The sequence below is a fragment of the Acinetobacter lanii genome (genome assembly GCF_011578285.1).
Taxonomy (GTDB): Bacteria; Pseudomonadota; Gammaproteobacteria; order Pseudomonadales; family Moraxellaceae; genus Acinetobacter; species Acinetobacter lanii.
In genome coordinates, this window is sequence record NZ_CP049916.1 from 2,197,137 (window position 1) to 2,223,128 (window position 25,992).

General features: G+C 41.5%; 26 protein-coding genes. 15 read left to right on the plus strand and 11 right to left on the minus strand.

Features of this window, described 5'->3' with window-relative positions; all coding sequences use genetic code 11:
* The first annotated feature begins 115 nt into the window (after positions 1-115).
* Positions 116-1,756 carry an L-aspartate oxidase gene (nadB, locus tag G8D99_RS10050; RefSeq protein WP_166325269.1) on the plus strand — a complete coding sequence of 547 codons (1,641 nt, stop codon included), beginning with the start codon at positions 116-118 and terminating at the stop codon, positions 1,754-1,756.
* Positions 1,757-1,860: 104 nt separating this feature from the next.
* Here nadB and G8D99_RS10055 read toward each other — a convergent pair whose 3' ends face one another.
* The 4 genes from G8D99_RS10055 to pabC form a co-directional block, all read right to left on the minus strand.
* Entirely contained in the window at positions 1,861-2,292 is a 432-nt protein-coding gene (locus G8D99_RS10055) for a PaaI family thioesterase (RefSeq protein ID WP_166325272.1), read from the minus strand.
* Positions 2,293-2,533: 241 nt separating this feature from the next.
* Complete coding sequence (tmk, locus tag G8D99_RS10060) at positions 2,534-3,133, minus strand: dTMP kinase (RefSeq protein WP_166325275.1); 600 nt, start codon at positions 3,131-3,133, stop codon at positions 2,534-2,536.
* A gap of 9 nt (positions 3,134-3,142) precedes the next feature.
* Complete coding sequence (gene mltG, locus G8D99_RS10065) at positions 3,143-4,192, minus strand: endolytic transglycosylase MltG (protein ID WP_166325278.1); 1,050 nt, start codon at positions 4,190-4,192, stop codon at positions 3,143-3,145.
* Entirely contained in the window at positions 4,164-5,006 is an 843-nt protein-coding gene (pabC, locus tag G8D99_RS10070; protein WP_166325281.1) for an aminodeoxychorismate lyase, read from the minus strand. The genes mltG and pabC overlap by 29 nt, the downstream gene beginning before the upstream one ends.
* Before the next feature lie 159 nt (positions 5,007-5,165).
* Here pabC and G8D99_RS10075 point away from each other — a divergent pair, with 159 nt between their 5' ends.
* The 6 genes from G8D99_RS10075 to G8D99_RS10100 all read left to right on the plus strand — a co-directional run bounded on the left by G8D99_RS10075 (position 5,166) and on the right by G8D99_RS10100 (position 10,675).
* Positions 5,166-6,170, plus strand: a complete 1,005-nt coding sequence (locus G8D99_RS10075) for a sulfate ABC transporter substrate-binding protein (RefSeq protein WP_166325284.1) — start codon at positions 5,166-5,168, stop codon at positions 6,168-6,170.
* 41 nt (positions 6,171-6,211) lie between these two features.
* Positions 6,212-6,814 (plus strand): RBBP9/YdeN family alpha/beta hydrolase, encoded by a 603-nt coding sequence (locus tag G8D99_RS10080; RefSeq protein ID WP_166325287.1) that lies wholly within the window; start codon positions 6,212-6,214, stop codon positions 6,812-6,814.
* An 82-nt stretch (positions 6,815-6,896) separates the two neighbouring features.
* The gene (gene cysT / locus G8D99_RS10085; RefSeq protein WP_166325290.1) at positions 6,897-7,730 is read left to right on the plus strand and encodes a sulfate ABC transporter permease subunit CysT; all 834 of its coding nucleotides are present in this window, start codon (positions 6,897-6,899) and stop codon (positions 7,728-7,730) included.
* Positions 7,727-8,620, plus strand: a complete 894-nt coding sequence (gene cysW, locus G8D99_RS10090; protein WP_166325293.1) for a sulfate ABC transporter permease subunit CysW — start codon at positions 7,727-7,729, stop codon at positions 8,618-8,620. The genes cysT and cysW overlap by 4 nt, the downstream gene beginning before the upstream one ends.
* 11 nt (positions 8,621-8,631) lie before the next feature.
* The gene (locus tag G8D99_RS10095) at positions 8,632-9,693 is read left to right on the plus strand and encodes a sulfate/molybdate ABC transporter ATP-binding protein (RefSeq protein WP_166325296.1); all 1,062 of its coding nucleotides are present in this window, start codon (positions 8,632-8,634) and stop codon (positions 9,691-9,693) included.
* Positions 9,694-9,745: 52 nt separating this feature from the next.
* The gene (locus tag G8D99_RS10100) at positions 9,746-10,675 is read left to right on the plus strand and encodes a CysB family HTH-type transcriptional regulator (RefSeq protein WP_166325299.1); all 930 of its coding nucleotides are present in this window, start codon (positions 9,746-9,748) and stop codon (positions 10,673-10,675) included.
* A gap of 234 nt (positions 10,676-10,909) precedes the next feature.
* On the opposite strand, the gene carO is transcribed toward G8D99_RS10100, so the two are convergent.
* Positions 10,910-11,656 carry an ornithine uptake porin CarO gene (gene carO / locus G8D99_RS10105; protein ID WP_166325302.1) on the minus strand — a complete coding sequence of 249 codons (747 nt, stop codon included), beginning with the start codon at positions 11,654-11,656 and terminating at the stop codon, positions 10,910-10,912.
* Positions 11,657-11,960: 304 nt separating this feature from the next.
* Here carO and dapD point away from each other — a divergent pair, with 304 nt between their 5' ends.
* Positions 11,961-12,782, plus strand: a complete 822-nt coding sequence (gene dapD / locus G8D99_RS10110; protein ID WP_166325305.1) for a 2,3,4,5-tetrahydropyridine-2,6-dicarboxylate N-succinyltransferase — start codon at positions 11,961-11,963, stop codon at positions 12,780-12,782.
* 105 nt (positions 12,783-12,887) lie between these two features.
* On the plus strand, positions 12,888-13,598 hold the full coding sequence (queE, locus tag G8D99_RS10115; protein WP_166325308.1) for a 7-carboxy-7-deazaguanine synthase QueE: 711 nt from the start codon (positions 12,888-12,890) through the stop codon (positions 13,596-13,598).
* Positions 13,599-13,692: 94 nt separating this feature from the next.
* On the opposite strand, the gene filA is transcribed toward queE, so the two are convergent.
* Complete coding sequence (filA, locus tag G8D99_RS10120; RefSeq protein WP_166325311.1) at positions 13,693-14,568, minus strand: putative pilus system protein FilA; 876 nt, start codon at positions 14,566-14,568, stop codon at positions 13,693-13,695.
* A 245-nt stretch (positions 14,569-14,813) separates the two neighbouring features.
* Here filA and queC point away from each other — a divergent pair, with 245 nt between their 5' ends.
* From queC to G8D99_RS10135, 3 genes are all read left to right on the plus strand, one after another.
* Positions 14,814-15,485, plus strand: coding sequence for a 7-cyano-7-deazaguanine synthase QueC (queC, locus tag G8D99_RS10125; protein WP_166325314.1), 672 nt, complete (start codon positions 14,814-14,816; stop codon positions 15,483-15,485).
* Between the two features lie 13 nt (positions 15,486-15,498).
* A complete protein-coding gene (locus G8D99_RS10130; RefSeq protein WP_166325317.1) occupies positions 15,499-15,921 on the plus strand; it encodes a hypothetical protein in 423 nt (140 codons plus the stop codon).
* Between the two features lie 133 nt (positions 15,922-16,054).
* A complete protein-coding gene (locus tag G8D99_RS10135) occupies positions 16,055-16,519 on the plus strand; it encodes a peroxiredoxin (protein ID WP_166325320.1) in 465 nt (154 codons plus the stop codon).
* 180 nt (positions 16,520-16,699) lie between these two features.
* Here the strand turns inward: G8D99_RS10135 and G8D99_RS10140 are convergent, their stop codons facing one another.
* Positions 16,700-17,302 (minus strand): LysE/ArgO family amino acid transporter, encoded by a 603-nt coding sequence (locus G8D99_RS10140; protein WP_166325323.1) that lies wholly within the window; start codon positions 17,300-17,302, stop codon positions 16,700-16,702.
* Between the two features lie 140 nt (positions 17,303-17,442).
* Between G8D99_RS10140 and G8D99_RS10145 the strand changes: the two genes are divergently transcribed.
* Positions 17,443-18,348, plus strand: a complete 906-nt coding sequence (locus G8D99_RS10145; RefSeq protein WP_166325326.1) for a LysR family transcriptional regulator ArgP — start codon at positions 17,443-17,445, stop codon at positions 18,346-18,348.
* 7 nt (positions 18,349-18,355) lie between these two features.
* Here the strand turns inward: G8D99_RS10145 and G8D99_RS10150 are convergent, their stop codons facing one another.
* A complete protein-coding gene (locus tag G8D99_RS10150) occupies positions 18,356-18,940 on the minus strand; it encodes a nicotinate-nicotinamide nucleotide adenylyltransferase (protein WP_166325329.1) in 585 nt (194 codons plus the stop codon).
* Positions 18,941-19,044: 104 nt separating this feature from the next.
* Between G8D99_RS10150 and G8D99_RS10155 the strand changes: the two genes are divergently transcribed.
* Complete coding sequence (locus tag G8D99_RS10155) at positions 19,045-19,845, plus strand: enoyl-CoA hydratase (protein WP_166325332.1); 801 nt, start codon at positions 19,045-19,047, stop codon at positions 19,843-19,845.
* 130 nt (positions 19,846-19,975) lie between these two features.
* Entirely contained in the window at positions 19,976-20,734 is a 759-nt protein-coding gene (locus G8D99_RS10160) for a nitroreductase family protein (protein ID WP_166325335.1), read from the plus strand.
* Here the strand turns inward: G8D99_RS10160 and G8D99_RS10165 are convergent.
* From G8D99_RS10165 to purL, 3 genes are all read right to left on the minus strand, one after another.
* Positions 20,731-21,045, minus strand: coding sequence for an NGG1p interacting factor NIF3 (locus G8D99_RS10165; protein WP_166325338.1), 315 nt, complete (start codon positions 21,043-21,045; stop codon positions 20,731-20,733). The genes G8D99_RS10160 and G8D99_RS10165 overlap by 4 nt on opposite strands.
* Before the next feature lie 276 nt (positions 21,046-21,321).
* Positions 21,322-22,050 carry a hypothetical protein gene (locus G8D99_RS10170; protein ID WP_166325341.1) on the minus strand — a complete coding sequence of 243 codons (729 nt, stop codon included), beginning with the start codon at positions 22,048-22,050 and terminating at the stop codon, positions 21,322-21,324.
* 86 nt (positions 22,051-22,136) lie between these two features.
* Positions 22,137-25,970: a phosphoribosylformylglycinamidine synthase gene (gene purL, locus G8D99_RS10175; protein ID WP_166325344.1), complete on the minus strand. Its 3,834-nt coding sequence runs from the start codon at positions 25,968-25,970 to the stop codon at positions 22,137-22,139.
* Between the last annotated feature and the right edge of the window lie 22 nt (positions 25,971-25,992).

Below are 25,992 nucleotides of genomic sequence, written 5' to 3' on the forward strand. Positions count from 1 at the left end.
ATTTTTTCTTAAATGATTTCTTATTGCACATTTTCGTTATTTTTTGACCGGATTGACCCTTGTTTTTTTGTGCAAAAAGGCGTGTGATAAGCAAACTTATTTTAATCATTAGCGAATGGACATGTCTGATTTAAGTAGCCGTCATGACTTTGATGTCATTATTGTCGGTAGTGGGGGCGCAGGATTAAGCCTAGCGCTGTCTTTACCTGAGCATTTAAAGATCGCCGTATTGGCAAAATCGCATTTGACCGATGCAAGTACCTATTATGCACAAGGCGGTGTGGCGGCGGTTTTAGATCAAGCAGATTCGATTCAACAACATATGGATGACACACTCATCGCAGGCGCACATCTGTGTGAACACCAAGCAGTACAACATACTGTAGAAGGCGGCAAAGCATCGGTTGATTTCCTGCTCAATCAAGGGGTGAAATTTACCCTTGACGAACATGAACAACTGCATTTAACCCGTGAAGGCGGGCATTCTCAGCGCCGCATTATCCATGCGGCGGATGCCACAGGCAAAGCCATTTCCACCACCTTGGTTGAACGCATCCAAGAAAAAAAGAACATTCAAATTTTTGAACATTTCATAGCCATTGATTTAATCACGCTGCATAAACTCGGGCATACAGATCAAGACAATCGTGCCTTAGGTCTATATGCGCTGGATGAACGAACCGAAAAAGTTCATACCTTTTTGGCCCCATTCACTGCATTGGCCTGTGGCGGAGCCATGAAAGCCTATCTCTATACTTCAAATCCGGATATCGCGACCGGTGATGGGATTGCGATGGCGTATCGTGCAGGTTGCCGTGTCGCCAATATGGAATTCAACCAATTCCATCCGACGTGTTTATATCACCCTCAAGCACGATCTTTTTTAATTACAGAAGCAATGCGCGGTGAAGGCGCTTATTTACGCCTACCCGATGGTGAGCGGTTTATGCTCCGATTCGATGAACGTGCTGAACTTGCCCCACGGGATATTGTGGCACGTGCCATTGACTATGAAATCAAGCGCCTCGGCATACGACATGTCTGGCTTGATATCACCCATAAGTCCCCTGACTTTGTGAGAGACCATTTCCCTACTTTATATGCGCGTTTGCTTGAACTTGGCATTGATATTACCCGCGAAATGATTCCTGTAGTACCTGCTGCACATTACACCTGTGGCGGTGTGGTGGTCGATGACAACAGCCAAACCGATATCATGGGTTTATATGCGATTGGAGAAACTTCATACACAGGTCTACACGGTGCCAATCGTATGGCGAGTAATTCTTTACTCGAATGTTTTGTCTATGGCATGCGTGCCGCTGAGCATATACAACAGCAATTCAATGACCCCATTGAATATCCCCATATCCCTGCATGGGATGCCACTCAGGTTGAGAACCCCGATGAAGATGTGGTGATTTTACAAAACTGGGATGAGTTGCGTCAGACCATGTGGAATTATGTTGGTATTGTGCGTACCACCAAACGTTTAGAACGTGCGTTGCATCGCATTGAAATGCTCAAAAAAGAAATTAATGAATATTATCAAGGCTACCATGTCAGTAAGAATTTGATTGAACTGCGCAATTTGGTGTTGGTGTCTGAAATGATTGTTCGCTGTGCCATGCAACGTAAAGAATCTCGGGGTTTACATTACACTTTAGATTATCCTGAACTTTCCAATGAACTCAGAAAAACCGTACTGACCCCGCCGAATTTTCAAGTCAGAACACCTTTAGTGAATGAAGCCTAAAGCTTCAAACTAAAAGAATCAAAAGAGCGTCAAGGCGCTCTTTTTTATGATTACAATGCTGTTGATAATGTCGTATTGGAAAGTAACTTATTGACAAAAAGACCTTATCGTTTCGGCGGTATCGAATAGGTACCCGTCACATGCGCAATCGGGTCATCCGAATCAACCGAATATAAATAGACCTCTCCAACAATTAACGCCCTGCCCACTTTCATCAATTTACACACGCCACGAATATCCTTACCACCCGACGGTTTACGTAAAAAATTAATATTCATACTAGTGGTCACGCTTAATCCGACAATACCAATCTCGCCAAGAATCGCAATATAAAGTCCATAATCTGCTACGGTCATCATGGTCGGTCCTGACACTGTCCCGCCGGGTCGTAGATCTAAATCATCTACGTGATAAATGACGGTTGCGCCTTTGTCGACCACCGATTCAATTTCACATTTGATTAAACTTTGTGGAAATTCACGCTGTAAAAATTGAATAATCTCTTGTTTACTTGTTTTGGAGGTGTTCTGTTGCATCAATGCGTTTCCCTGTTTTTTATTATCCCTGAGCATCAATATAGTGACTTCATCCCTTCGATGCATTAACTCAAGCGTTCAAAAGAAGAGTTCAGCTTTCAAATCATGCTCAACATCAGATCACACAGGATTTGGTGAATCGATCTGTATTGTCATATTAAGAGAAAATCTAATCATAAAAAGAGCCTAACGATCTTGTGACCACTAGGCTTTGGATTTCTGCGAGCAATAAGATTACTATTTAAAGCATATAAGACATCGCTTCTTCAAACACTTGCTCGGAGGTTTGTGTGGCATCTAAACGCTTCATACGATCTGGCTCTTGCAAATGAATTTCAGCAAAACCAGAACGCACTTTTTCAAAGAAAGTGATTTTTTCTTGCTCAAAACGATCAAGTGCACCACGCTCACGCGCACGCTCCATCCCCACTTCAATCGGTGCATCGAGCCAAAAAGTGATATCCGGCATTTTCTCCACAAAGTTTTCATTAAGCAGTTTAAGCTTGGTTTTACTTAAACCTCGACCTGCGCACTGATAGGCAAAACTCGAATCTGCAAAACGATCACACAGCACTACTTTTCCTTCAGCCAATGCAGGTAAAATTACTTGAGTCAAATGCTGAGCCCGTGCTGCGTACATCATCAAGAGTTCGGTATCATGGCTCATGCTTTCTTCATGATTCACCGCCAATAAAATCGAACGGATTTGCTCCGCCAATGGTGTTCCACCCGGTTCACGGGTCAATACAACGTCTTTACCCAATGCTTGAAAATGTTCATAGAATTTACGAATCAGCGTGGTTTTGCCCACACCCTCCGTGCCTTCAAAACTGATAAACATGCTCACCCCTTAGTTTGATGAACGAATGACTGAAAGATAATCTTGAACTGCGCGATTGTGATCTTGCAGATTAGAAGTAAAGGTATGTCCACCATTACCTGTTGCCACAAAGTAAATGTTATTACTTGCGTCCGGATGCATCGCTGCCTCAATCGCTTTCTGACTTGGTAAAGCAATTGGGGTGGGTGGTAAACCATTAATGGTATACGTGTTATACGGCGTTGGTGTGCGTAAATCCTGACGGGTGATGTTGCCTTGATAACGATCCCCCATACCATAAATAACAGTAGGATCTGTTTGTAAACGCATACCCATTTTTAAACGGCGCACAAATACCCCTGATACTTGCTCAAGCTCGCTGTCCACACTGGTTTCTTTTTCAATAATCGATGCCATGATCAACGCTTCATATTTATTTTGATAAGGCAAATCTGTGGCACGTTTTTCCCAAGCGGTATCTAAAGCTTTCATTTGACGCTGATACAAGTCGGTCAGAATTTTTTTATCGCTTTCACCTTTGGCAAAGAAATAAGTGTCCGGTGCAAACAAACCTTCAGGATGATCAAACGAAATATTCAGCGCTTTTAACATTTGATCATAGGGCAGATTGACCACTTCTTTGCTAACCAAATCATCTTTCTTTAATGCCTCAACCAATTGCTTAAACGTGGTGCCTTCAATCACCAAAATACGATTCATTTGCGCATTTTCTGCATTGGACAATAAGCTCAATACTTCACGTACCGTCATGCCCTGTGTCGCTTCATAAACGCCGGCTTTGAGCGTGTCATGAATAAAAAACTTTTGATACAGCTTTAACACCATTGGAAAACTGACTTTATTTTCCTTGGCCAAGCGATCGATCAAGCCTGAATAAGTATCCCCTTGATTAATGGCAATCATTTGCTTATCGCCTTCAACAGGATAGGCTTTGAATAGGCTCGACCACAGCACCATCAATGCCACCAAGATTAATCCCACCAGCAACACCAAAATACCTTTCAGTTTTCCAGTGGCGTTATTTTTTTTGTTATTCGTCTTTGTTTGAGGATTGGACATAATCGTGCATCTGATTCAATTGAAGGGTTTTAAATAGCTCAATACAAGGCTGAAGATCGAGCGGTCGCTGATCAAACACATCAACGGCTTTCATCGGACTTAAGGCATTGCAAAAAAATAAACTTTGAATTTTGGATATTTCATCCAGATCGACATAGCGCTGCTCACAGGCAACACCATGCGTTTGCATACGGGCTAAAATTTCAGCACGCATCACACCATGTACGCCATTATAACGAAGTTCAGGGGTAATCCACCGATTATTGATCCGAATAAAGCAATTACTGCTCACACCTTCAACAATTCCCCCTTGAACATCGCTGACTAGAGCTTCGATCCAGCCTTTTTCAACTGCTTCATGCTTTAACATGACCTGTTCAAGCCGGTTTAAACTTTTAATGCCCACCAAATTGGGCATAGATAGTCCGATCGCTTGATCAAGCAAACCACTCTCTATGCTTTCGATCTGAAAACTCTGGGTTTGCTGCGGGTAGTATAAGACATAGAGATCCGCAGCATGGTCAGGGAAGGCATAACCTCGCTGACCTTCGCCCCGACTGATGATGATTTTTAAAGTGCCATTTAATACTGAATATTGCGCACGAAGTTGAAGCAACGTGGCTTCAATCAAGTTTAAATCCACATCTAGCATTAACCGTTCAGCGGAAAGTTTTAAGCGTGCGTAATGCAGTTCAGCCAATTCAAATTGGTTTTGGTGCAACCGCGCGGTGCTAAAACAGCCATCTCCATAATGAAAAGCACGGTCTAAGATATGGATAGAATCAATTTCCTGAGCATTTTTAAAGCACTGCATTCAAAATCCCTATGTACAACAGATTGATTTAAGGCGGTGAATACTTGATTCTATATCTCTTATTTTTATATTAAATTCGTTTTTTATTATTTTTTATGGATAAAGAGTCGCGTTATTCTGCACGCATATTAACAAACAACAATACCTTTGGGGTAATTCATGCGTCAATCTAAACTTAAAATCGGTCTTTTGGCCGCACTTGTTTCTTTGTCTTCGGTTACCTACGCAGCAAAGGACTTTTTAAATGTGTCTTATGATCCAACCCGCGAACTATATGAAAATTTTAATAAGGAATTTCGCAACTACTGGAAATCCAAAACAGGTCAAGACATTAATTTTAAACAATCACATGGTGGTTCAGGTAAACAAGCGCGTGCGGTGATTGATGGCTTAGATGCCGACGTTGTGACTTTAGCATTGGCTGCGGATATTGATGAAATTGCGGCACGAGGTTTACTTGCAAAAGATTGGCAAAAGAAATTCCCACAAAACTCAACCCCATATACCTCAACTATCGTATTCCTGGTTCGTAAAGGCAACCCAAAAGCGATCAAGGATTGGGGTGATCTGGTGAAACCGGGCGTTGAAATCATTACCCCAAACCCAAAAACCTCAGGTGGTGCGCGTTGGAACTACCTTGCAGCGTGGGCGTGGTCAAAACACCAAGCAGGTGGAACAGATGCCAAGGCACAAGACTTTGTTCGTCAAATTTATAAACAAACCAAAGTTTTAGATTCAGGCGCACGTGGTGCAACCACAACATTTGCTGAACGTGGCATTGGTGATGTGTTATTGGCTTGGGAAAATGAAGCACATTTAGCGGTGCGTGAACAACCGGGTAAATTTGAAATTATCACCCCATCATTGTCAATTTTGGCTGAGCCACCGGTGGCGATTGTCGATAAAAATGCCAAAAAAGATGGCAATGAAAACTTAGCCAAAGCCTACTTAAACTATTTGTACTCGCCTGCAGGACAAACCGTTGCAGCGAAAAACTTCTACCGTCCACGTAATGCAAGCGTTTTGGCCAAGTACAGTAATGTATTCAAACCACTGAAACTAGTGACCATTGATAAAGAGTTCGGTGGTTGGAGCAAAGTGCAGAAAGCCCATTTTGAAAATGGCGGAATCTTCGATCAAATCGTGAAAGCCAATTCGAAATAAGTTTAATGCGTTTTGAAAATATCAATTAGGGAGCAGACAACATGCATACAATTATTGTCCCAGGCGTAGGTGGAAGCGATTACGACCATTGGCAGTCTTGGTTGCAACGTCAGTTGATGTCTTGCTCCCGCGTTCAACAGCAAGATTGGAATGCTCCTTTACTCAGTACATGGGTGCAAAACTTTGTTAACACCGTCGCGAAAGTCAATGAACCGATTCAAGTGATTGCGCATAGTTTTGGTTGTTTAACCGCCGTCTCTGCATTAAACGAATATCCTGAGCTGACTCAGAAAATTAAGCAAATGGTCTTGGTCGCTCCCGCCAATCCTGCACGCTTTGGTGAGCAAGGTTTTGCTCGAGATAGCAGCAATGACTATTCAGCTTATTTTCATCAACTTAAATTAAAAGTACCATGTGTGATGATCATCAGTGAAAATGATCCTTGGTTAAACTTTGAGGATGCTAAACAATTGGCCAAAGCGTGGAATTTACGTCCACATAACTTAGGTCAAGTTGGACATATTAATGTCGCATCCGGTTTTGGTCCTTTTCCTGAAATTTATAATTATATGATGATGGAAAATCAGAACCAGCACATCAGCACTGTTGATGAAAGTGAGTTGTTTTACCGATTCGCCATTTAAATTAAGCGTTTTTCGCTTTATGCAATATTCAAATTATTTGCTTACTGACTTCAGTAAGCTTTCTCTCTTTTGAGGAGTCGTCATGTCGCAGCGATCCCGAGTGCTGCCAGGATTTGGTCTTTCTCTAGGCTTTACCCTCGCGTATTTATCTTTAATCGTGCTGATCCCTTTATCCGCCGTATTTATCAAATCTTTTGGTATCGGATGGGATGGTTTGTGGGAAATCCTAACCTCCGAACGTATTATCAAATCGTTGCAGTTAAGTTTTAGTGCTGCATTGATTGCCGCTGTCATCAATGTGGTTTTTGGTTTACTCCTGGCTTGGTGCTTAGTGCGCTATAGCTTCCCGGGTAAACGCATCATTGATGCTTTGGTTGATTTGCCTTTTGCGCTACCGACTGCGGTAGCCGGTATTGCACTCACTTCTTTATATGCACCGACCGGTTGGATTGGTCAGTACCTTGAGCCGATTGGTATTCAAGTGGCTTATACCCCGATCGGGATTACCCTAGCGTTGATTTTCATTGGTATTCCATTTGTGGTGCGTACCGTACAACCGGTGTTAAGTGATCTTGAAACAGAGCTTGAAGAAGCGGCTGCTGCTTTGGGCGCCAACCGTTTCCAAATTGTCACCAAAATTATTCTACCGATTCTCTTCCCTGCACTACTGACTGGCTTTGCTTTGGCATTTGCACGCGGTGTCGGTGAATATGGTTCAGTGATCTTTATTGCAGGGAATCAGCCTTACAAAACTGAAATTGCCCCGCTCATGATTATTTCTCGCTTAGAAGAATATGATTATGCCGGTGCAACCACCATTGCTGTGGTGATGTTACTGATCTCATTTGCGATTTTATTCCTGATTAACTTGTTACAAGCATGGGCAAGTCGTCGTACAGGGAGAACAGCACAATGAGTTTACAAACCAACAGCAACGCTTTGGCAAAAAAATTGCAATCTCGCGATGCCACCCGCGAACCGACTTGGGTCAAAAACACGCTGATTATCATTGCCATGATTTTCTTTATGAGTTGCTTGATTCTGCCTTTGGTTTTGGTATTTGTAGAAGCTTTTAAACAAGGCGTGGGTGTCTATGTCAATGCTTTGATCAATCCAGATACCCTATCTGCGGTGAAGCTAACGCTACTGACTGCTGTAATCGCTGTACCCATGAATGTCGTATTCGGCGTCGCTGCCGCTTGGTGCGTAGCAAAATTTAATTTCCGTGGTAAATCCATTCTCACCACAATTATTGATATGCCTTTCTCGGTTTCGCCTGTAATTGCAGGTTTAATGTTGGTGCTGATTTTCGGTACGCAAGGTTGGATGGGCAATTGGCTCATGGATCATGATATTAAAGTCCTGTATGCCGTGCCTGCGATTGTACTTGCCACCGTATTCATTACCGTACCTTTTGTTGCGCGTGAACTGATTCCACTCATGGAAGCGCAAGGCACAGAGGAAGAAGAAGCAGCAATTGTACTCGGTGCTTCAGGTTGGCAAACCTTTTGGAAAGTCACCTTACCCAATATTAAATGGGGTCTGATCTACGGCGTAATCCTGTGTAATGCCCGTGCCATGGGTGAGTTTGGTGCGGTGTCTGTGGTTTCAGGTCATATCCGTGGTGAAACCAATACCTTACCGCTACACGTCGAAATTTTGTATAACGAATATACCTTTAGTGCTGCATTTGCTGTGTCTTCACTCTTGGCCTTACTTGCAATCGTGACTTTGATTTTAAAATCGTGGGTTGAAATTCGCCAAGAAAATTTAAATAAACGTAATGAAGATTCACACGCTTCTTAAGGAATGACATCATGAGTATTCAAGTCAAAAATATTGAAAAACACTTTGGTGCGTTCCATGCACTCAACAATATCTCTTTAGATTTTCCAGATGGTCAATTGGTCGCATTACTCGGTCCATCCGGTTGTGGTAAAACCACGCTACTGCGTATTATTGCGGGCTTAGAATCTGCAGATAGCGGTCGCGTGATTTTGGAAGGTGAAGACTCAACCAACGTGCATGTCCGTGAACGTCAAGTCGGTTTTGTATTCCAGCACTATGCATTGTTCCGCCACATGACCGTATTTGACAATATTGCTTTTGGTTTACGTGTACGTCCAAAATCGACTCGTCCTTCTGAAGCAGAGATCAAAAAACGAGTGACCCGTCTTTTAGATCTCGTTCAGTTGGGCTTCTTGGCCGATCGTTATCCTGCGCAATTGTCAGGTGGTCAGCGTCAACGTATTGCCTTGGCACGTGCGTTAGCGGTTGAACCTCGCGTATTGCTTCTAGATGAACCCTTTGGTGCCTTAGATGCCAAAGTACGTAAAGAACTGCGCCGTTGGTTACGCACTTTGCATGACGAATTACACATCACCTCAATTTTCGTGACGCATGACCAAGAAGAAGCACTTGAGGTTGCTGATCAAATCATTGTGATGAACAAAGGTAATGTCGAGCAAATTGGTTCACCACGTGAAGTTTACGAGAAACCAGCAACGCCATTTGTATTTGACTTCTTGGGTCAAGCCAATCGTTTTGAAGGTCAAAATCAAAATGGCATCGTGCACATTGGTGAAGATCGTATTCAAGTGCCGCTTGCTAAAGATGCACCGAATGGCGAGGTGATTGCCTTTGTCCGTCCAGATGAACTGACCATTCATGCGCAACCGACTGAAAATGCGTTCCAAGCCACCTTCTTACGTGAAGTTTGGATCGCAGGTCGTGTAGTAGCCGAGCTACAAGGTCGCCAAGGTAATTTAATCGAAATTTTATTAACACCGGATGAAGCTCGCCTGCATCAATTTAGACCAAACCAAACCGTTTGGTTAAGAACCAATACTTTGCATCTTTTTGCAAATCAGGTTGCTTAAGAACAACACGGTGAGGTTGTCATGACCTCACCCATATAGGGTAAATAGCGTTATGAATTTCCAACAATTAAGAATTATTCGTGAAACGGTTAGACAGAATTTTAATTTAACTGAAGCTTCTGCTGCACTGTACACATCTCAATCCGGTGTCAGTAAGCATATTAAAGATTTAGAAGATGAATTGGGTGTTCAACTATTTATTCGTAAAGGTAAGCGCCTACTCGGTTTAACTGAACCCGGTCAGTCTTTACTGGGCATTGTGGAGCGCATGTTGGTCGATGCAGATAATATTAAGCGTCTGGCAGATGATTTTAATCGTGTCGATGAAGGGACTTTGACCATTGCCACCACGCATACCCAAGCACGCTATGTTCTTCCCCCGATTGTAAATTCATTTAAAAAGCTATTCCCTAAAGTTCATTTGGTTCTGCAACAAGCCAGCCCTGTTGAAATCACTGAAATGCTGTTGATGGGTGATGCCGATATCGGTATTGCAACAGAGTCCTTAACCACTGAAGACAATCTTGCCAGTGTGCCGTTCTATAATTGGAAACACTGCATCATTACCCCACAAAATCATCCATTAACCCAAGTTAATCCTCGCGAAATTAGTTTAGAGCGTCTGGCTGAACATCCGATTATTACCTACCATGGCGGTTTTACAGGGCGTTCAAAAATCGATAAAGCCTTTGAAGATGCTCGCCTTGATGTGGATTTGGTGATGTCAGCACTCGATGCCGACGTGATCAAAACTTATGTAGAACTGGGTATGGGTGTCGGTATTGTCAATGATGTGGCGTATGACACGGAACGTGACCACCGCCTAAAACAAATTGATACGGATTTGTTCGGTGTAAATACCACTTGGATCGCGGTTCGTAAAGGTCACTTACTGCGTGGTTATGGTTATGAGTTTATCTCGCTGTGTGCACCAAGCGCTGACATTAAGGCACTGAAGAAAGTGGCATACCCTGAAGATTAATTAAGCAAGCATCTAGATGAAGAAAGGACCTATGTCCTTTTTTTATTGTATAACATGTAAGAAGTGGTGATGTTTAAGATTTCGATCATGAATCTAATTATTGAATTTGAATAAAGTTCTAATATCTTAATGATTGAATTCTTTTTGAACTGCTTAACCTCTTAGATTAGCATTCAAAATAGATTAAATTCAGACATAAAAAAACGAGCCGAAGCTCGTTTTTTTAATTTGATCTTACCAATGGAAGCTAAGACCCACTTTACCTACTGGAAGCCATTCATGCTTATCATCATTTCTGAATTTACTTTCTTCAAGAGCAATATTTTCTTCTAAAGTACCACGTTCAACGTTTGGAGCAGCGCCGCCACTTACTAAGCTGATATCAGCACTTGGATTACCTGTGTAATATGCACCGATTTCACCAAATACACCCCAGTTTTTAGTAATTTTTGGTGCCCAACCAAAACCTACATATGGAGCAATTTCGTTGTCATAATGCATTTTACCTGCAATACGAGCACCATTTGGACCGGCTACGAAATCAGTATGGTTTACGCTGAACCCTTCGCCTGCTTTAACACGGCGATCAACATCATATTTATTATCTACATAGCCTACGCCAGCAGCCATGTAAAGACCTTGTGCCCAACGGTTATCACTTGCACCCCATGGACGAATTTCAGCATTTAAATAAGCCAAATTGTTGTCCATGTCTAGGTCATATTTAGAACCGTTCACTTTGACATCGTCAGACCAAGAGATATCACCACCGTTCCAACCTAAAGCCAAACCTACATATGGGTTAGCAGTCCAAAGTAAAGCAGCACCATAACCAGTCGTACCAATTTCAGCACGTACACCAGTCGGGATCAATTGATTTGCTTCAAAAGCATAACCACTTTTAACAACATTACTGTCAGCCATTGCAAAACCAGATGCTGAAATAGCGGCTGTCACTGCGAGTAGTTTTAACACTTTCATTTTTTTCTCCTCAAGGAAATGAGTTGTTCTTTAATCATTAATGTGTTCAGACTCGGGGCAATCATAATCGATAAATTGAACACAATTAATACTCAAATTGATTGTTTTTTGTTATTTTTTGATACAATTAGGTATTAGTGATTGTTTTTTATTAAATTTATGGTCAAAAAACAGCCACATCTTTAATCTATACAAGCTTAGTTATAATTTAGCATTAGTATTTTCGATTCATTTATGATTTTTTATCTAAACCCATGTCTTTTTGGTGTAGAATCTTTAAAATTTTTTTTTGGAAGAGAAGATCATGTCTCAGCTTTCGACAATCATTGAACAAGCGTTTGAAGATCGTGCAAACTTCACATCAGCTGATTGCCCCGCTGAAATCCGTCAAGCAGTTGAGGAAGCAATTGCTGGATTAGACAACGGTACACTACGTGTGGCTGAAAAAATTGATGGCGAGTGGGTTGTTCATCAATGGCTTAAAAAAGCGGTTTTATTGTCGTTCAAAATCAATGACAACAAACCAATCGAGTCATGTGATCTTCGCTTCTACGATAAAGTTGATACTAAATTCAACGGTTGGACTGAAGAACAATTTAAAGCGGCTGGCGTACGTGTTGTACCTCCTGCTGTGGCACGTAAAGGTTCTTTCCAAGCCAAAGGCGTGATCTTAATGCCTTCTTATGTCAACATCGGTGCGTATGTCGATGAAGGCACAATGGTAGATACATGGGCAACTGTAGGTTCATGTGCACAAATTGGTAAAAATGTTCACTTGTCAGGTGGTGTGGGCATTGGTGGTGTATTAGAGCCACTTCAAGCGAATCCAACCATTATTGAAGACAACTGCTTCATCGGTGCACGTTCAGAAATTGTTGAAGGTGTTGTGGTTGAAGAAGGTTCAGTGATTTCAATGGGCGTTTTCATTGGTCAATCAACCAAAATTTATGACCGTGCAACTGGTGAAATCCATTATGGTCGTGTTCCTGCAGGTTCTGTGGTTGTTGCGGGTAGCCTACCTTCTAAATGCGGTAAATACAGCCTATACGCTGCAATCATCGTGAAAAAAGTCGATGCGCAAACTCGTTCTAAAACGAGCTTGAACGACTTATTACGCGAAGACTAATTTTTTATTTGAGGAACGATTATTCCTCATTAATTTAGTCGCGTCCCGTCTCTACGATCAGTTTTGATCGTAGAGATTTTGTTTTTTTAACTGTGGTCATTTGCTATGAATTCTCTCCGATCTTCTGCTATTCCTGTTTCTGATCCGTCTGCGGGTTTGCGCATCACGGAGATTTTTTATTCACTACAAGGTGAAGCGGATACTGCTGGCTTACCCACTGTTTTTATTCGTTTAACCGGCTGTCCTCTACGCTGTACCTATTGCGATACCACCTATTCTTTTGAAGGTGGTGAACGTCGCTCGCTCGATGACATTATTCAAACCACACTCGATTTTAAAACACCTTACGTCTGTGTAACTGGTGGTGAACCACTTGCTCAACCGAATGCAATTCCACTCATGAATCGTTTGATTGAACTGGGCTGTGAAGTGTCGCTTGAAACCAGTGGTGCTTTAGATGTGTCTAAGGTTGATCCACGTGTGTCTAAAGTCTTGGATTTGAAGACCCCAACTTCGGGTGAAGATTCAAAAAATCTATACAGTAATTTTGAATACTTAACCCCGCATGACCAAATCAAATTTGTGATCTGCAACCGTGAAGACTATGAATGGTCTAAACAACAAGTAGCACAATACCAACTGAATGAGAAAGCGAATACGGTATGGTTTTCCCCTGCGTTTGCAGTTGAGAAAGGTGCTGTACGTTTACCACAGTTGGCGCGTGATTTAGCGCAATGGATTTTAGAAGATCATGTGCCTGTGCGCTTCCAATTACAATTGCATAAATTGCTTTGGAATGATGAAACCGGTCGTTGATCATTGCATTCTAAAAAATGATTTAAAAAAAAGCATCCCATTTCAATGAGATGCTTTTTTATTTGAGATTTGGTTTGTAGATGATTAATAAAACTTAATGACCCGATACTTTGATGGTGGTGCCATTCAAATTAAGCCCTCGCACTTCAATATCACCTATGGGCTTAATGTTTGGATTTTTAGTATCCCCTGCGGTCAGCCCCCATATCATGGTGTTCAAACCACCAGCATCACCGAGACGATTGATTTTTAATCCCAGCCCATCTTGATAGACTGAACCGGTCACATCAAAGTCCAAATTGGTCACACCAAAACGCCCCGGTTGGGAGTTTTGCATGCTGATATAGTCCATACCGATCGAACCGCCACCACCGGCATCATTGAGCTTATACCCTTCAATACGTAAACCATCTTTGAAAATCCCATTCATTTTCAGTAACCCGCCTTGTGGAGTTGAACCGAGTTGAATGTTGGTATTTAAATTAGACACATAGATTTTCATGTTGTCTAAAATTTTTACTGCATCAGTATAGCCACGTGCTGCACCATTTTTTTGTTTGGATGCACCAACCCAAATGTCACCTGTGTTAATGGTCAGATCTTGAGGCAGACTTACGCCAACATTTAAAAAAGAGCCATCTGTGCCTGTTCCGGCATCAGTATCAATTTTCAGAATAATGTTGATATTGGCTGAGCCTGAAGAAAGCGACAGTGGATTATTGCTTTTACCATCGGCGGTACCTAAAATTACCGCACCGGCTTTTGCCGTTCCGCCCAAATCTAGATTGCTCAGACCATCATTGTCATGGTAAATCACTTCAGCTTGTATCGGTCCTGTCGGTACAATACTGATGGTTAAACCATCTTGTCCTGTGAGGCTAGATAACTCTTCATCCGTCAGTGGCTCTACAGCCCAGACAGACGATGAAAAGCATGCCATTGCGAATGCGAGGCAGGTCATCTTTTTCATGTAATTTCCCTATCTTTTTTGTTATCCGATTGTTTATTTATTTTTAAATCGCTCATTAAGTATAGTGAATAAAAATCCATTTTCAATCACATTTTCAATCTTTTTATGTCAATCAGTTAAACATTATCAGACTATAATCGTACTAATTTTTTAAACCACAGAATCTCAAATCAAGCTTTAACCAACTGCTCAAATTAAGGCTATAATATCGCTTTAATTTTCATTCTTTTTTTCGGAGTTCATCTATGCGCCCTCGTGCCATCGTACTGTTATCTGGCGGTTTAGATTCGACCACTTGTTTAGCTTGGGCGCAAGCACGCTATGAATGTATTGCCTTAAGTTTTATGTATGGGCAGCGTTCGACCACAGAATTGGATGCTGCGCGTGAACTCACAAAGCGGGCCGGTGTAGAACATCGTGTCATTAATATTGATTTAGGTAACTTAGGTGGCTCAGCGTTAACAGACCATAGCATTGATGTTCCAGATCATGAACAATCCGGTATTCCTGTAACTTATGTACCAGCACGTAACACGATCTTTTTATCCTATGCCTTAGCTGCTGCCGAAGTTTTTGGCGCTGAAGCGATTGTGATTGGCATCAATGCAGTAGACTATTCGGGCTATCCAGACTGTCGTCCAGAATTTATTGAGGCCTTTGCCAACATGGCAAGACTGGCAACCAAAGTCGGCGTTGAAGGAAAACCTCTTAAATTTGAAACACCTCTGTTACATTTATCCAAAGCAAATATCATTCGCTTAGGCATAGAACATGGCGTAGACTACAGTCAAACGGTGTCATGCTACCAAGCTGATGACCAAGGTCGCGCTTGTGGTGTATGTGATAGCTGCCGTTTACGTAAACAAGGTTTCGTAGATGCAGGTGTGACTGATCCAACGCGTTATATACCGTCATAACAAGGTACAATTTATGAAGAATTTAAAATCAGGTTTCATTACAACAACTTTATTCGCAGCGGCTGCTTTTCTTGGGGCGACTGCGCATGCAGAAACTTCAGCATTGCAAAATGCCTATAAAAGCACCAATGTGAAATCTGCATTGATTGGCGTATGTAAATCTGAGACAGGCAAAAGCGGTAAACTAACCGCAGCTGAAGTATCAAAATACTGTACATGTGCAGTTGAGTCTGACGGCAAATTGACCAATGCGCAAAAATGGGAAATCCAAAGCTCGATCAATCAAAAGAAAAACCCTTCTAGCTTAAGCTTCGTTCAAAAACAGAACCAAGACTTAAAAGCATGTTTTGGTCCTCAATTGACGACTAAACTTGAAGGTTTAACTCAACAAGCGATGAAAGCGGCTCAAGAAGCACAATCAAAAGCGAAAAAATAAGTTCTGATGAACTTTTTAAATGAGCCACATATGTGGCTCATTTTTTTTGGCTGTATATCATCTTATTTTCTGTTTTAGGCATAGCTTTTAAACTATTTGCGCTACACTAACGGCATAAAAATTGGAGCATTTCATGAGTCTTGAAAATATAACTTTACCTAATCAAAGCTTTGCCACCACTCAAGGTGAAGTCAATCTTGCTGAATCTACGGCTGAGTGGCTGATTATTTATTTTTATCCTAAAGATTCAACCCCAGGTTGTACCACGCAAGCCGTTGGTTTTTCCTGCCTTAAAGATCAATTCGATGCGTTGAATGCGACCATTTACGGTGTATCACGTGATTCAGTGAAAGCCCATCAGAACTTTACCGAAAAACAAGCACTGACCATTGATTTGATTAGCGACAAAGAAGAAGTGTTGTGCCAACATTTCGATGTGATTAAACAAAAAAATATGTATGGCAAATTGGTCATGGGTATTGAACGCTCGACCTTTATTTTCCATAACGGTAAACTGGTCAAAACATATCGCAAAGTCAAAGCGGCTGGTCACGCTGAACAAGTGTTAGAAGATTTAAAAGCGCTACAAGCAGCTTAATTACATTTTCAAATGATCGAGCTTTTACAGCAATATTTCATACGATGAGGGCAAATCCATCTGATTGGATTTGCCCTTTTATTTTGATTCATTGCTTTGATTCGTTGTTTTGATTTTAGAAATGTTAAATCCCAGATGCTTTGTATCTTCAGCTAATTGAACAATCGTAGGATGGCGAAATTAAAAAATTAAACCGTAGGCAATCCACCACATCACCAAAGCAATAATGACATCTAAAACTTTCCAAGCATGTTCACTTTGGAAAATCGGCAATAAGTAGCGCGAGCCATAACCCAAGCTAAAAAAGAATAGCCAAGATGCAGAAATCGCCCCCAATAAAAAACTGAACTTGTGCTGTTCAAATTGGGTTGAGATTGAGCCGACTAAGACCACAGTATCGAGATAAACATGTGGATTCAGCCAAGTCAGTGCCAAGCACAACAGGATCATTTTTTTTAGTTGATGCGGTTGTGAAGCTGATTGCAGATCGATGTTTTGGGTTTGAAATAGCGCTTGATATAGATGTTGTGCACCATAGATCAACAGAAACAATGCCCCTAGATAGCGAGCCACGCTGACCGCTTCGGGCAGATTTAACACTACATAAGAAAAACCAAACACCCCCAATGCCAATAAAATTGAATCAGAGGCTGCGCAAATCAAACACAGATAAAACACATGCTGTTTCAGTAGCCCTTGCTTCAAAATAAAAGCATTTTGTGCACCAATCGCCACGATTAAACTCAGCGCAACACTTAACCCTTGTAGATAACTATGCAACATAATCAAGCCATGACTTCAGAACTGTGGCTATTATTACCGAGCTCTCTTTAAAATAAATATTCTTTAGAAAATATCAGCTTGATTAAGTTTTTCTAAGTTTATAAAGTGTACAAGTCACTTTAAAAAATAATGAGATAGGGATGTTGCATAGTAAAAACAGCGAAGCTTTTCTTGCCGTGATTGAAACTGGCAGTTTTGAGTTGGCAGCGGAGCGCTTATGCATCACACCCTCTGCAGTGACTTTACGTGTGCAAGCCTTGGAAAAACAATTGGGGCATATTTTAGTGATTCGTGAACGTCCTTGCCGTAGTACCTCAGCAGGACAGCAATTGTTGTCCTATTTACAACAAAGCAAATTGCTTGAGCAAAATCTATTGCAAGACCTACAAGGCAAAACCTTAGGTTCTACATTTTACACACTCAATATCGCCACCAATGCAGACTCATTGGCAACATGGCTGTTATCAACCATTCAAGCTGTATTGATTGATGAGCATATTGCGCTAAAGCTGAAAGTTGCTGATCAGACCCAAACCCATCATTTGCTTGAAGCAGGTTTGGTCAATGCCTGTATTTCGACAGAATCGAACAGTATTAAGGGCTGTGAAGTGAAGCCACTTGGGATCATGCGTTATCGTATGGTGGCAAGCCCCACATTTGTCGCACGTTGGTTTAATCAAGGGGTTAATCGTGAGACTTTAAGGCTTCCGCCCGCAGTCATTTTCAATGAACAGGACTTAATGCATCACGAAATCATTTCCAAGCATTTTGGCTTGAATATGTCGCAGTACCCGCACCACCTGATTCCATCGGCTCATTCTTTTTTAGAAGCTGTGCAATTGGGTTTAGGCTTTGGCATGGTGCCTGAATTTCAGATTCATCAAGCACTTACCAATGGTGATTTAATTGAGCTGTTTCCAGCTGCACAGACTGATGTTAAATTGTATTGGCATCACTGGAAAAGACAATCTGTGCAACTACAGCGCCTTACCGAACGCTTGATTCAGCATGCACCGCTGCATTTAAATCAAGCAGATCATTCGTAAATAAAATTTAAACAGTTAAATTGGTTTTATCTTGTTGCTCAAATTTGGCTTGAAGTTGTGGGTAATAGGCCGTGTTTTGAAATTGCCTTAAAAAGTTAACTGTACCTGCCGGAAACTCAGTCTCTCGAATCTCTCCCCGATAATAGGCTTCTCTGAGCGGCGTAGCTGACATTGCCCCGACAAGGCTATCCAATTCGAGCATTTTCCATTCAGGGAACAATTGTAAGTAATAAGAGGAGTCATCTTTAAAGTGTCCGATTAACCCCACGTTGTCTGAAGCTTGAACCAGATCACCCACTAAAGCTTTGACCAACTTCACCCATTTCACATCATTATAAACATCAATTACATGCACAAAATGAATGCGTTTTTGATCGGCTTCAGAAAAATTCGACAAGATCATCTGCTCACGTTCGAGTGCAGAAAAAGGATTTTTGATATTGCGTTCGTCTTGCGCTGAACCCAAGGCTAAAATCACATTTTCACTGTGTTGCAACGCGATTTCAACGGTTTGCATATGCGCCAAATGGAAAGGCTGAAAGCGCCCAATAAACACCAAATAATCAAATTCGTGATCAGATTTATATTTCATAATGATTCGTTGATTTTATGAACTCATCAGTTGTGTCAGCGAAATCAATTTGCGACATAATGAATGCATAAAATTAAATTCAGGCTTAAAGCAAGGATAGTACGATGACACTGAGCTGTATTCAACAACCACATGAACATTTAAATGCGAAATTAGACAATGGCATTTTGACCTTAGCCATTCACCGCCCTAAAGCCAAGAATGCGCTATATGGCGATTTGTATTTATGGCTTGCTAAAGCCTTGGATGAAGCCGATCAAGACAACAGTGTGCGTGTGGTGATTTTACGTGGTGAAGACGCTGACTTTACCGCAGGCAATGATATGCAAGACTTTATGAAGTTTGTAAAAACGCCTTTTGACGGCAAAGCAGGCGATACCCCACCTTTCGTTGTGCTTAAAGCGGCAGCTCGTTTTTCTAAACCGTTGATTGCTGCTGTACGTGGCGTTGCGATTGGCATTGGTGTGACGATTTTATTACATGCGGATTTGGTGTATAGCGATAATACCGCCCTGTTCCAAATTCCATTTGTCAGCCTAGGTCTGTCTCCTGAAGGTGCTTCAAGCAAGCTTTTGGTTGAGCAAGCGGGCTACCACAAAGCAGCTGAATTATTACTCACCGCACAAAAATTCAACAGCGAAAAAGCGTTAGATGTGGGCTTGGTGAATAGCATTGAAGATGATGTCTATGCACATGCACAAAAGCAGGCGGAAACTTTAGCATCACTACCTTTAGCATCACTTAAACAAACCAAAGCCTTGATGAAACACAATTTGGACGAAATTATCAAATGTATTGATGATGAAGCCGTGGTGTTTATGCAACGTGTAGCGCAACCTGAAATGATGGAAGCGGTAACTGCATTTATGCAAAAACGCAAACCCGACTTCACCCAGTTTAATTGAGCTTTAACAGCTCTGATTTTTAAGTTTAAGCGATTCAAAACTTTTAAAAATCTGCAAATTTGCAACATACCATCAAGGTTAAAATTCGTATCTTGATGGTGTATTCCCCTTCTCCTATTTAAGTATGCCTATGTCAAATTCTCAAGTTGAAAAAGCCCGTTATTTTGAAGCTGCTGCGCAAAATATTGACGTGGAAAATTTTAAAAAAGTGGTTCAAAGCCGTCGTTCTGTACGTAAATTTACCGATAAACCTATTCCTGCTGAAGTACTGGATGATTGTTTAGATTTGGCTTTACTTGCACCCAATTCATCTAACTTACAGCCGTGGACCTTTTATGTGGTGCAGTCTGAAGATAAAAAACAAAAGATTGTGAAAGCCTGTTTAAACCAATGGGCGGCACGTACTGCAGCGGAATTGATTGTTTGTGTGGCACGTACTGACCGTGTCAATGAAATGGCAAAACGCAACATTAATGAATTTCCATTTCCCGAAATTCCGCCTTTGGTAAAAAAGTATTACACCTATATTCCTTTGAATTATAAAACAGGTTACTTCAATGCTATTGGTCACTTTAAAAAAGTGTCTTTTGGGGTGGCACGTAAGTTTGGTAAACAATTGCCTGTGACGGCGTTTAACCCTGCCGATTCGATTTTATGGGCAAGTAAAACCACGGCTTTGGCCTGTGAAAACCTCGTATTGGCTTTACGTGCTTATGGCTTTGACAGTTGTATGATGGAAGGTTTTGACGAACCTTTGGTGCGTAAAACCTTAAATCTAGGTGATCAAGAATACCCTGTGATGGTGATTGGTGCAGGTGAACGTGCCACCGATGGCGTGTTCTTCCCGCAGTATCGTTTTGATCGTGACTTATTTATTCAGAAAGTTTAATCAATCTCGATGATTTGAATAAACTCAAAGGCAGGCTCTTCATAAGGATGGCTTGCCTTTAATGCTTCGGCAACTTGTTTGACTTTCTGTTCAGGGACAATGGTTTCCACACGCCATTCAGGCACTTGTTCGAGTTGATCTAACTGACCGATAAAAGGATTTGCCCCTTTTACAGGTTTAAACTGCCCTGTTCCTAGCACTTGCCACGCACAGTGCTCATAGTTTCCGATCCCACCTGCACCTGCTTCAAAAATAGCGAGTTTGGTGGATTCAAAATGGGATTCAGGCACGTAATAGATGAGTTTGAGCATAGTGATAAATAATCTAATGGTTAGATTTATATTAAATCATTTATCTAATTTTATGACCTACCTAGGGCTGAATAGAATAAGTGAATAACATAAAAAGGCATTGCATGAGAACCACAAACCCAAAGAATTTCCATCCTTTTTTCTTAATGCATTTTTATCTAACGACAAATAAATAGTAGTCTTGGTCATAGCATTACCCTATTTTAGCGAAAATAATCGCCCATAAAATAAGGCATGCAAAAAGTTAACCAAATATTCTAAGTTATTTAAATATTACTATATAAATATTTCTTGGATTTGTTCAAATGGGATATTTTTACCTTTACCAACATCAAGTGAATCTGAAGTAAAACTCTCATCGAATTTTTGACATATAAGTTGCCAATAGTTGCAAACAATACAATCAATATTTTCAGGATTATATTCTTTATAAAATTTGACTATTGTAGGTTTCAATTTGATTTTCAATTTTTCTTGTATAGGAACTAAGTCTTGAACAAAAGAAAATTGGCCAGTATTTCCAAAAAACAACTCAGGTAAGTCAAATTCATTTCTTACTTTAGCTTCTCTCAAAGTGCTAAAAGCAAATGGACCATTAGCTTCCCCATTACTTTCATCATTTAAATGTATAACTGAGCGTCTTAATATTTCACCCTTATATTCCGTTAATTCAGGCACAATATTTATCGTTTTATTTAAAAAAATCTTTATACCTTCGGGGCAATGCAAAAGCCCTTCTTTAAACCACTCTAGAGTTCCATCGCTTCCACAGCGATGATAATAGCTAACTCTAATTTTCATATTTTTTTGTTCAGGTTCTGCATCTAGCAATAATCTAATATGCCATGCATACGTACCTGAATCCCACTCAAGAGCATCATTTTTTAATAAAGTATTAATTTCATTCAATTTAGATTTAATTTTTTCAACACTAATACCGTAATACATCGAAAGACTATTCAATGCATCATTTTCATCATCATAGCTAAAATTATATATTTCCATTTTTATCTCTAAAATTTCATATTTTTAAACATATATTTACATCATAAAAAAGCCACCTTACGGTGGCTTTTTTTATTTAAAACTGATCACCCAATAAATTTACGCGCATTACGGAACATACGTAACCAAGCACCATCTTGATCCCAATCTTCAGGTTTCCAAGAATGTTGAATCGCACGGAAGTTACGTTCAGGGTGCGGCATCATAATCGTTGCACGACCGTCAGTAGACGTCACACCTGAAATCGCTTCAGGCGAACCGTTCGGGTTTAATGGATAGTGTTGAGTCGGATTACCATGGCTGTCTACATAACGTAGAATCACTTGATTGCCCGCATTTAACGCAGCAATACCTGACTCAGGTGCAACCACACGCCCTTCACCATGTGCCACAGCAATCGGAAGAATCGAGCCTTCCATGTCTTGCAACAACACAGAATTTGATTTTTCAACGCGTACATTCACAGCACGTGCTTCAAACATTTCAGAGGTATTACGATGGAAACGAGGCCAGTTGTCAGCACCCGGAATCAGTGGAGCCAATTGCGACAACATTTGGCAACCATTACAAATACCTAAAGAGAATGTTTCATCACGGTTAAAGAATTTCTCGAATTGATCACGTAGTTTTGGATTGAACAACACTGATTTCGCCCAACCACCACCTGCACCTAACACGTCACCGTAAGAGAAGCCACCACATGCCACCAAGCCTTCAAAATCATCAAGGCTGATACGACCTGCAAGCAAGTCACTCATATGAACATCTACAGTGTTAAAGCCGACTTTATCGAATGCAGCCGCCATTTCAACATGACCATTGACGCCTTGTTCACGTAAAATCACCATGTTTGGACGACGTGAATTGATAAATGGCGCTTCAATTTCTTCGTTCAAATCAAAGGTTGGTTTTGCAATTAAACCCGCATGTGACTTGTCTGTGATTAGTGCAAATTCTTGATCCGCAGTTTCGACATTATCACGTAAGCGTTGGATTTGATGAGACACTTCAGTCCAAGCCACTTGAAGATCGCTACGATCAAGGCTTAAACCGTTCACAGTTAAAGCATCCGTAGTGTTTACTGTACCGACAACTTGAATGGCATCTTTAATTGATGATGCAGCAACTTCAGTTTCAAGTGCTGCCCAATCCGCTTTAGAAATTTGCAATACCGCACCAATTTCTTCTGCAAAGAGTGCTTCTACAGATTGATCTTCTAAAGCCACACCTAGACGTGAAGCAAACATCATTTCTGCAACAGTTGCGATTAAACCACCATCACCAATGTCATGGTACGCTTTAATCAAGCCACGGTTGTTCCAGTCTTGAACCAATGCAAAGAATGCTTTGAAGTCATCGAAGCTATCCACATCAGGGGTGACTGAACCAATCGCTTTATATACCTGAGCTAAGATCGAACCACCCAAACGGAATTGACCTTTAGACAAATCAATACGAACCAATACAGATTCTAAGTTTTTAAGTTCTGGGGTTAGAGTTTTGCGTACATCTGTTACAGGAGCGAATGCAGTGATCACGCCTGACATTGGTGAGGTCACAGATTTGTCGATTCCTTCATCATTCCACGTGGTACGCATAGACAATGAGTCTTTACCCACTGGAATTGCGATACCCAAGGCAGGACACATTTCCATACCAATGGCTTTTACACCTTCAAATAATGCTTGATCTTCACCTTTTTGACCTGCTGCTGCCATCCAGTTTGCAGACAATTTAATGTCACTGATTTGCTCGATTTTTGCAGACATGATGTTCGAAATCGATTCGGCAACCGACAAACGCGCTGAAGCCGCAGGGTTCAACAATGCCACTGGTGGACGTTCGCCCATCGCCATCGCTTCACCTGTATACCCCACTAAACTTGTGGTCGTTACCGCAGCGTCCGCTACAGGCACCTGCCATGGACCCACAAACTGATCACGTGCCACCATACCGGTGATTGAACGGTCACCAATAGTGATCAAAAATGATTTAGAGGCAACGGTTGGGTTTTTAAGCACACGGTAAATCGCATCTTTGAGATCGGTCACTTTAAATGTATCGAAGTCATCGCCTTGACGTTCAATCGTTTCATAAGAACGGCTCATGCGTGGTGTACCACCCAACATCACTTGCATTGGCATATCCACCGCTTTATTTTCAAAAAGTGGATCTTCAACGGTTAAATGACGTGCTTCAGTCGCTTCACCTAAGACTGCAAACGGACAACGTTCACGGGCACAGATTGACTCAAACAATGCTAATGATTCAGGACGGATTGCAAGTACATAACGTTCTTGTGCTTCGTTCGACCAAATTTCCATTGGCGACATGCCCGGCTCAAGCGATGGGATTTTACGAAGGTTTAGAATCGCACCCAATTCATGGTCATTGACCAATTCAGGCATCGCATTTGATACACCGCCTGCACCGACATCATGCACAGACACGATTGGGTTATGGTTTTCCATGCGCCAGCAGGTATCAATCACTTCTTGGCAACGACGCTCCATTTCAGGGTTTTCACGTTGTACTGAAGCGAAGTCAAGGTTTTCACCCAATTTACCACTGTCGACTGAAGATGCTGCGCCACCACCTAAACCGATGAGCATTGCAGGGCCACCCAAAACGATGAGTAAGTCGCCCGGTAAAATTGCATCTTTTTCAACATGATCAGGACGGATATTACCGTAACCACCTGCAATCATAATCGGCTTATGGAAGCCTTTAACTTCACCATTGACTTTTTGTTCAAAAGTACGGAAGTAACCATTTAACGCTGGACGACCAAATTCATTATTGAACGCTGCACCACCGAGTGGCCCTTCGATCATAATTTGCAGTGGCGATGCCATACGGGATGGCTTACCATAGTTCTCTTCCCAAGGTTGTTCAAAGCCCGGAATATTCAAGTTCGATGTTGTAAAACCTGTTAAACCGGCTTTGGGTTTACCCCCACGACCTGTTGCACCTTCATCACGGATTTCACCGCCTGAACCTGTTGCAGCACCGGCAAATGGCGCAATTGCAGTCGGATGGTTATGGGTTTCGACTTTCATCAAGATATGGGCAGCTTGGCTCTTATATTTATACACATGCTGACCATTGGCTTCTTGAGTTGGATAGAAACGCTGTGTGTCAAAACCGACAATCACTGACGCATTGTCTTTATAAGCAGACAACACATCGTTCGGCGATTCTTTATAAGTGTTTTTAATCATTTGGAACAAAGACAATGGCTGTTTTTCACCATCAATTGTCCACTCTGAACCAAAGATTTTATGACGACAATGCTCAGAGTTCGCTTGTGCAAACATCATTAGTTCGATGTCATGCGGATTGCGACCCATTTTAATAAAGGCATCGGTCAAATAATCAATTTCTTCGTCAGACAGTGCAAAACCAAACTCTGAATTGGCTTTGACTAAAGCGTCTTTACCTTGGCCTAAAATATCAATGCTATTTAAAGGTTTTGGCGCTGTTTCAGTAAATAATGCCCCAGCATCTTCAATTTTATTGAACACACTCTCGGTCATGCGGTCATGTAAGACTTGTTTAACTGCATCAGAGAGCTCAGAAACACCCTTTAAAGTAAACAAAACACCGCGTTCAAGGCGGTGTATCGGGGTATTACAATTGGCAAAAATATCCGTCGCTTTAGATGACCATGGAGAAATGGTCCCTAAACGTGGTGTGACTAAAATCTGAACTTCATCTTGAGCCGCTTGGCGGACTTGGAATGATTCACCATCATTCAGCAGTTGTAGAGCAGATTGCTGTTGTTGCTCACCCAGCGCTTGGTCAAATAAATAGACCCATTGGCTTTCGATCGACTGAACTGAACTAATAGACGCTAAACGTGAAAGTAGTTGAGTTTTCTTAAAAGAAGAATGTGCAGGTGCACCGGCAACGATAAACATGCTGATTTTGGCTCCACGGGCA

Bases quoted from the DNA above. Each gene is read 5' to 3' on its own strand.
- nadB (WP_166325269.1), top strand. From the start codon at position 116: ATGGACATGTCTGATTTAAGTAGCCGTCATGACTTTGATGTCATTATT.
- G8D99_RS10055 (WP_166325272.1), bottom strand. From the start codon at position 2,292: ATGCAACAGAACACCTCCAAAACAAGTAAACAAGAGATTATTCAATTT.
- tmk (WP_166325275.1), bottom strand. From the start codon at position 3,133: ATGTTTATCAGTTTTGAAGGCACGGAGGGTGTGGGCAAAACCACGCTG.
- mltG (WP_166325278.1), bottom strand. From the start codon at position 4,192: ATGTCCAATCCTCAAACAAAGACGAATAACAAAAAAAATAACGCCACT.
- pabC (WP_166325281.1), bottom strand. From the start codon at position 5,006: ATGCAGTGCTTTAAAAATGCTCAGGAAATTGATTCTATCCATATCTTA.
- G8D99_RS10075 (WP_166325284.1), top strand. From the start codon at position 5,166: ATGCGTCAATCTAAACTTAAAATCGGTCTTTTGGCCGCACTTGTTTCT.
- G8D99_RS10080 (WP_166325287.1), top strand. From the start codon at position 6,212: ATGCATACAATTATTGTCCCAGGCGTAGGTGGAAGCGATTACGACCAT.
- cysT (WP_166325290.1), top strand. From the start codon at position 6,897: ATGTCGCAGCGATCCCGAGTGCTGCCAGGATTTGGTCTTTCTCTAGGC.
- cysW (WP_166325293.1), top strand. From the start codon at position 7,727: ATGAGTTTACAAACCAACAGCAACGCTTTGGCAAAAAAATTGCAATCT.
- G8D99_RS10095 (WP_166325296.1), top strand. From the start codon at position 8,632: ATGAGTATTCAAGTCAAAAATATTGAAAAACACTTTGGTGCGTTCCAT.
- G8D99_RS10100 (WP_166325299.1), top strand. From the start codon at position 9,746: ATGAATTTCCAACAATTAAGAATTATTCGTGAAACGGTTAGACAGAAT.
- carO (WP_166325302.1), bottom strand. From the start codon at position 11,656: ATGAAAGTGTTAAAACTACTCGCAGTGACAGCCGCTATTTCAGCATCT.
- dapD (WP_166325305.1), top strand. From the start codon at position 11,961: ATGTCTCAGCTTTCGACAATCATTGAACAAGCGTTTGAAGATCGTGCA.
- queE (WP_166325308.1), top strand. From the start codon at position 12,888: ATGAATTCTCTCCGATCTTCTGCTATTCCTGTTTCTGATCCGTCTGCG.
- filA (WP_166325311.1), bottom strand. From the start codon at position 14,568: ATGAAAAAGATGACCTGCCTCGCATTCGCAATGGCATGCTTTTCATCG.
- queC (WP_166325314.1), top strand. From the start codon at position 14,814: ATGCGCCCTCGTGCCATCGTACTGTTATCTGGCGGTTTAGATTCGACC.
- G8D99_RS10130 (WP_166325317.1), top strand. From the start codon at position 15,499: ATGAAGAATTTAAAATCAGGTTTCATTACAACAACTTTATTCGCAGCG.
- G8D99_RS10135 (WP_166325320.1), top strand. From the start codon at position 16,055: ATGAGTCTTGAAAATATAACTTTACCTAATCAAAGCTTTGCCACCACT.
- G8D99_RS10140 (WP_166325323.1), bottom strand. From the start codon at position 17,302: ATGTTGCATAGTTATCTACAAGGGTTAAGTGTTGCGCTGAGTTTAATC.
- G8D99_RS10145 (WP_166325326.1), top strand. From the start codon at position 17,443: ATGTTGCATAGTAAAAACAGCGAAGCTTTTCTTGCCGTGATTGAAACT.
- G8D99_RS10150 (WP_166325329.1), bottom strand. From the start codon at position 18,940: ATGAAATATAAATCTGATCACGAATTTGATTATTTGGTGTTTATTGGG.
- G8D99_RS10155 (WP_166325332.1), top strand. From the start codon at position 19,045: ATGACACTGAGCTGTATTCAACAACCACATGAACATTTAAATGCGAAA.
- G8D99_RS10160 (WP_166325335.1), top strand. From the start codon at position 19,976: ATGTCAAATTCTCAAGTTGAAAAAGCCCGTTATTTTGAAGCTGCTGCG.
- G8D99_RS10165 (WP_166325338.1), bottom strand. From the start codon at position 21,045: ATGCTCAAACTCATCTATTACGTGCCTGAATCCCATTTTGAATCCACC.
- G8D99_RS10170 (WP_166325341.1), bottom strand. From the start codon at position 22,050: ATGGAAATATATAATTTTAGCTATGATGATGAAAATGATGCATTGAAT.
- purL (WP_166325344.1), bottom strand. From the start codon at position 25,970: ATGTTTATCGTTGCCGGTGCACCTGCACATTCTTCTTTTAAGAAAACT.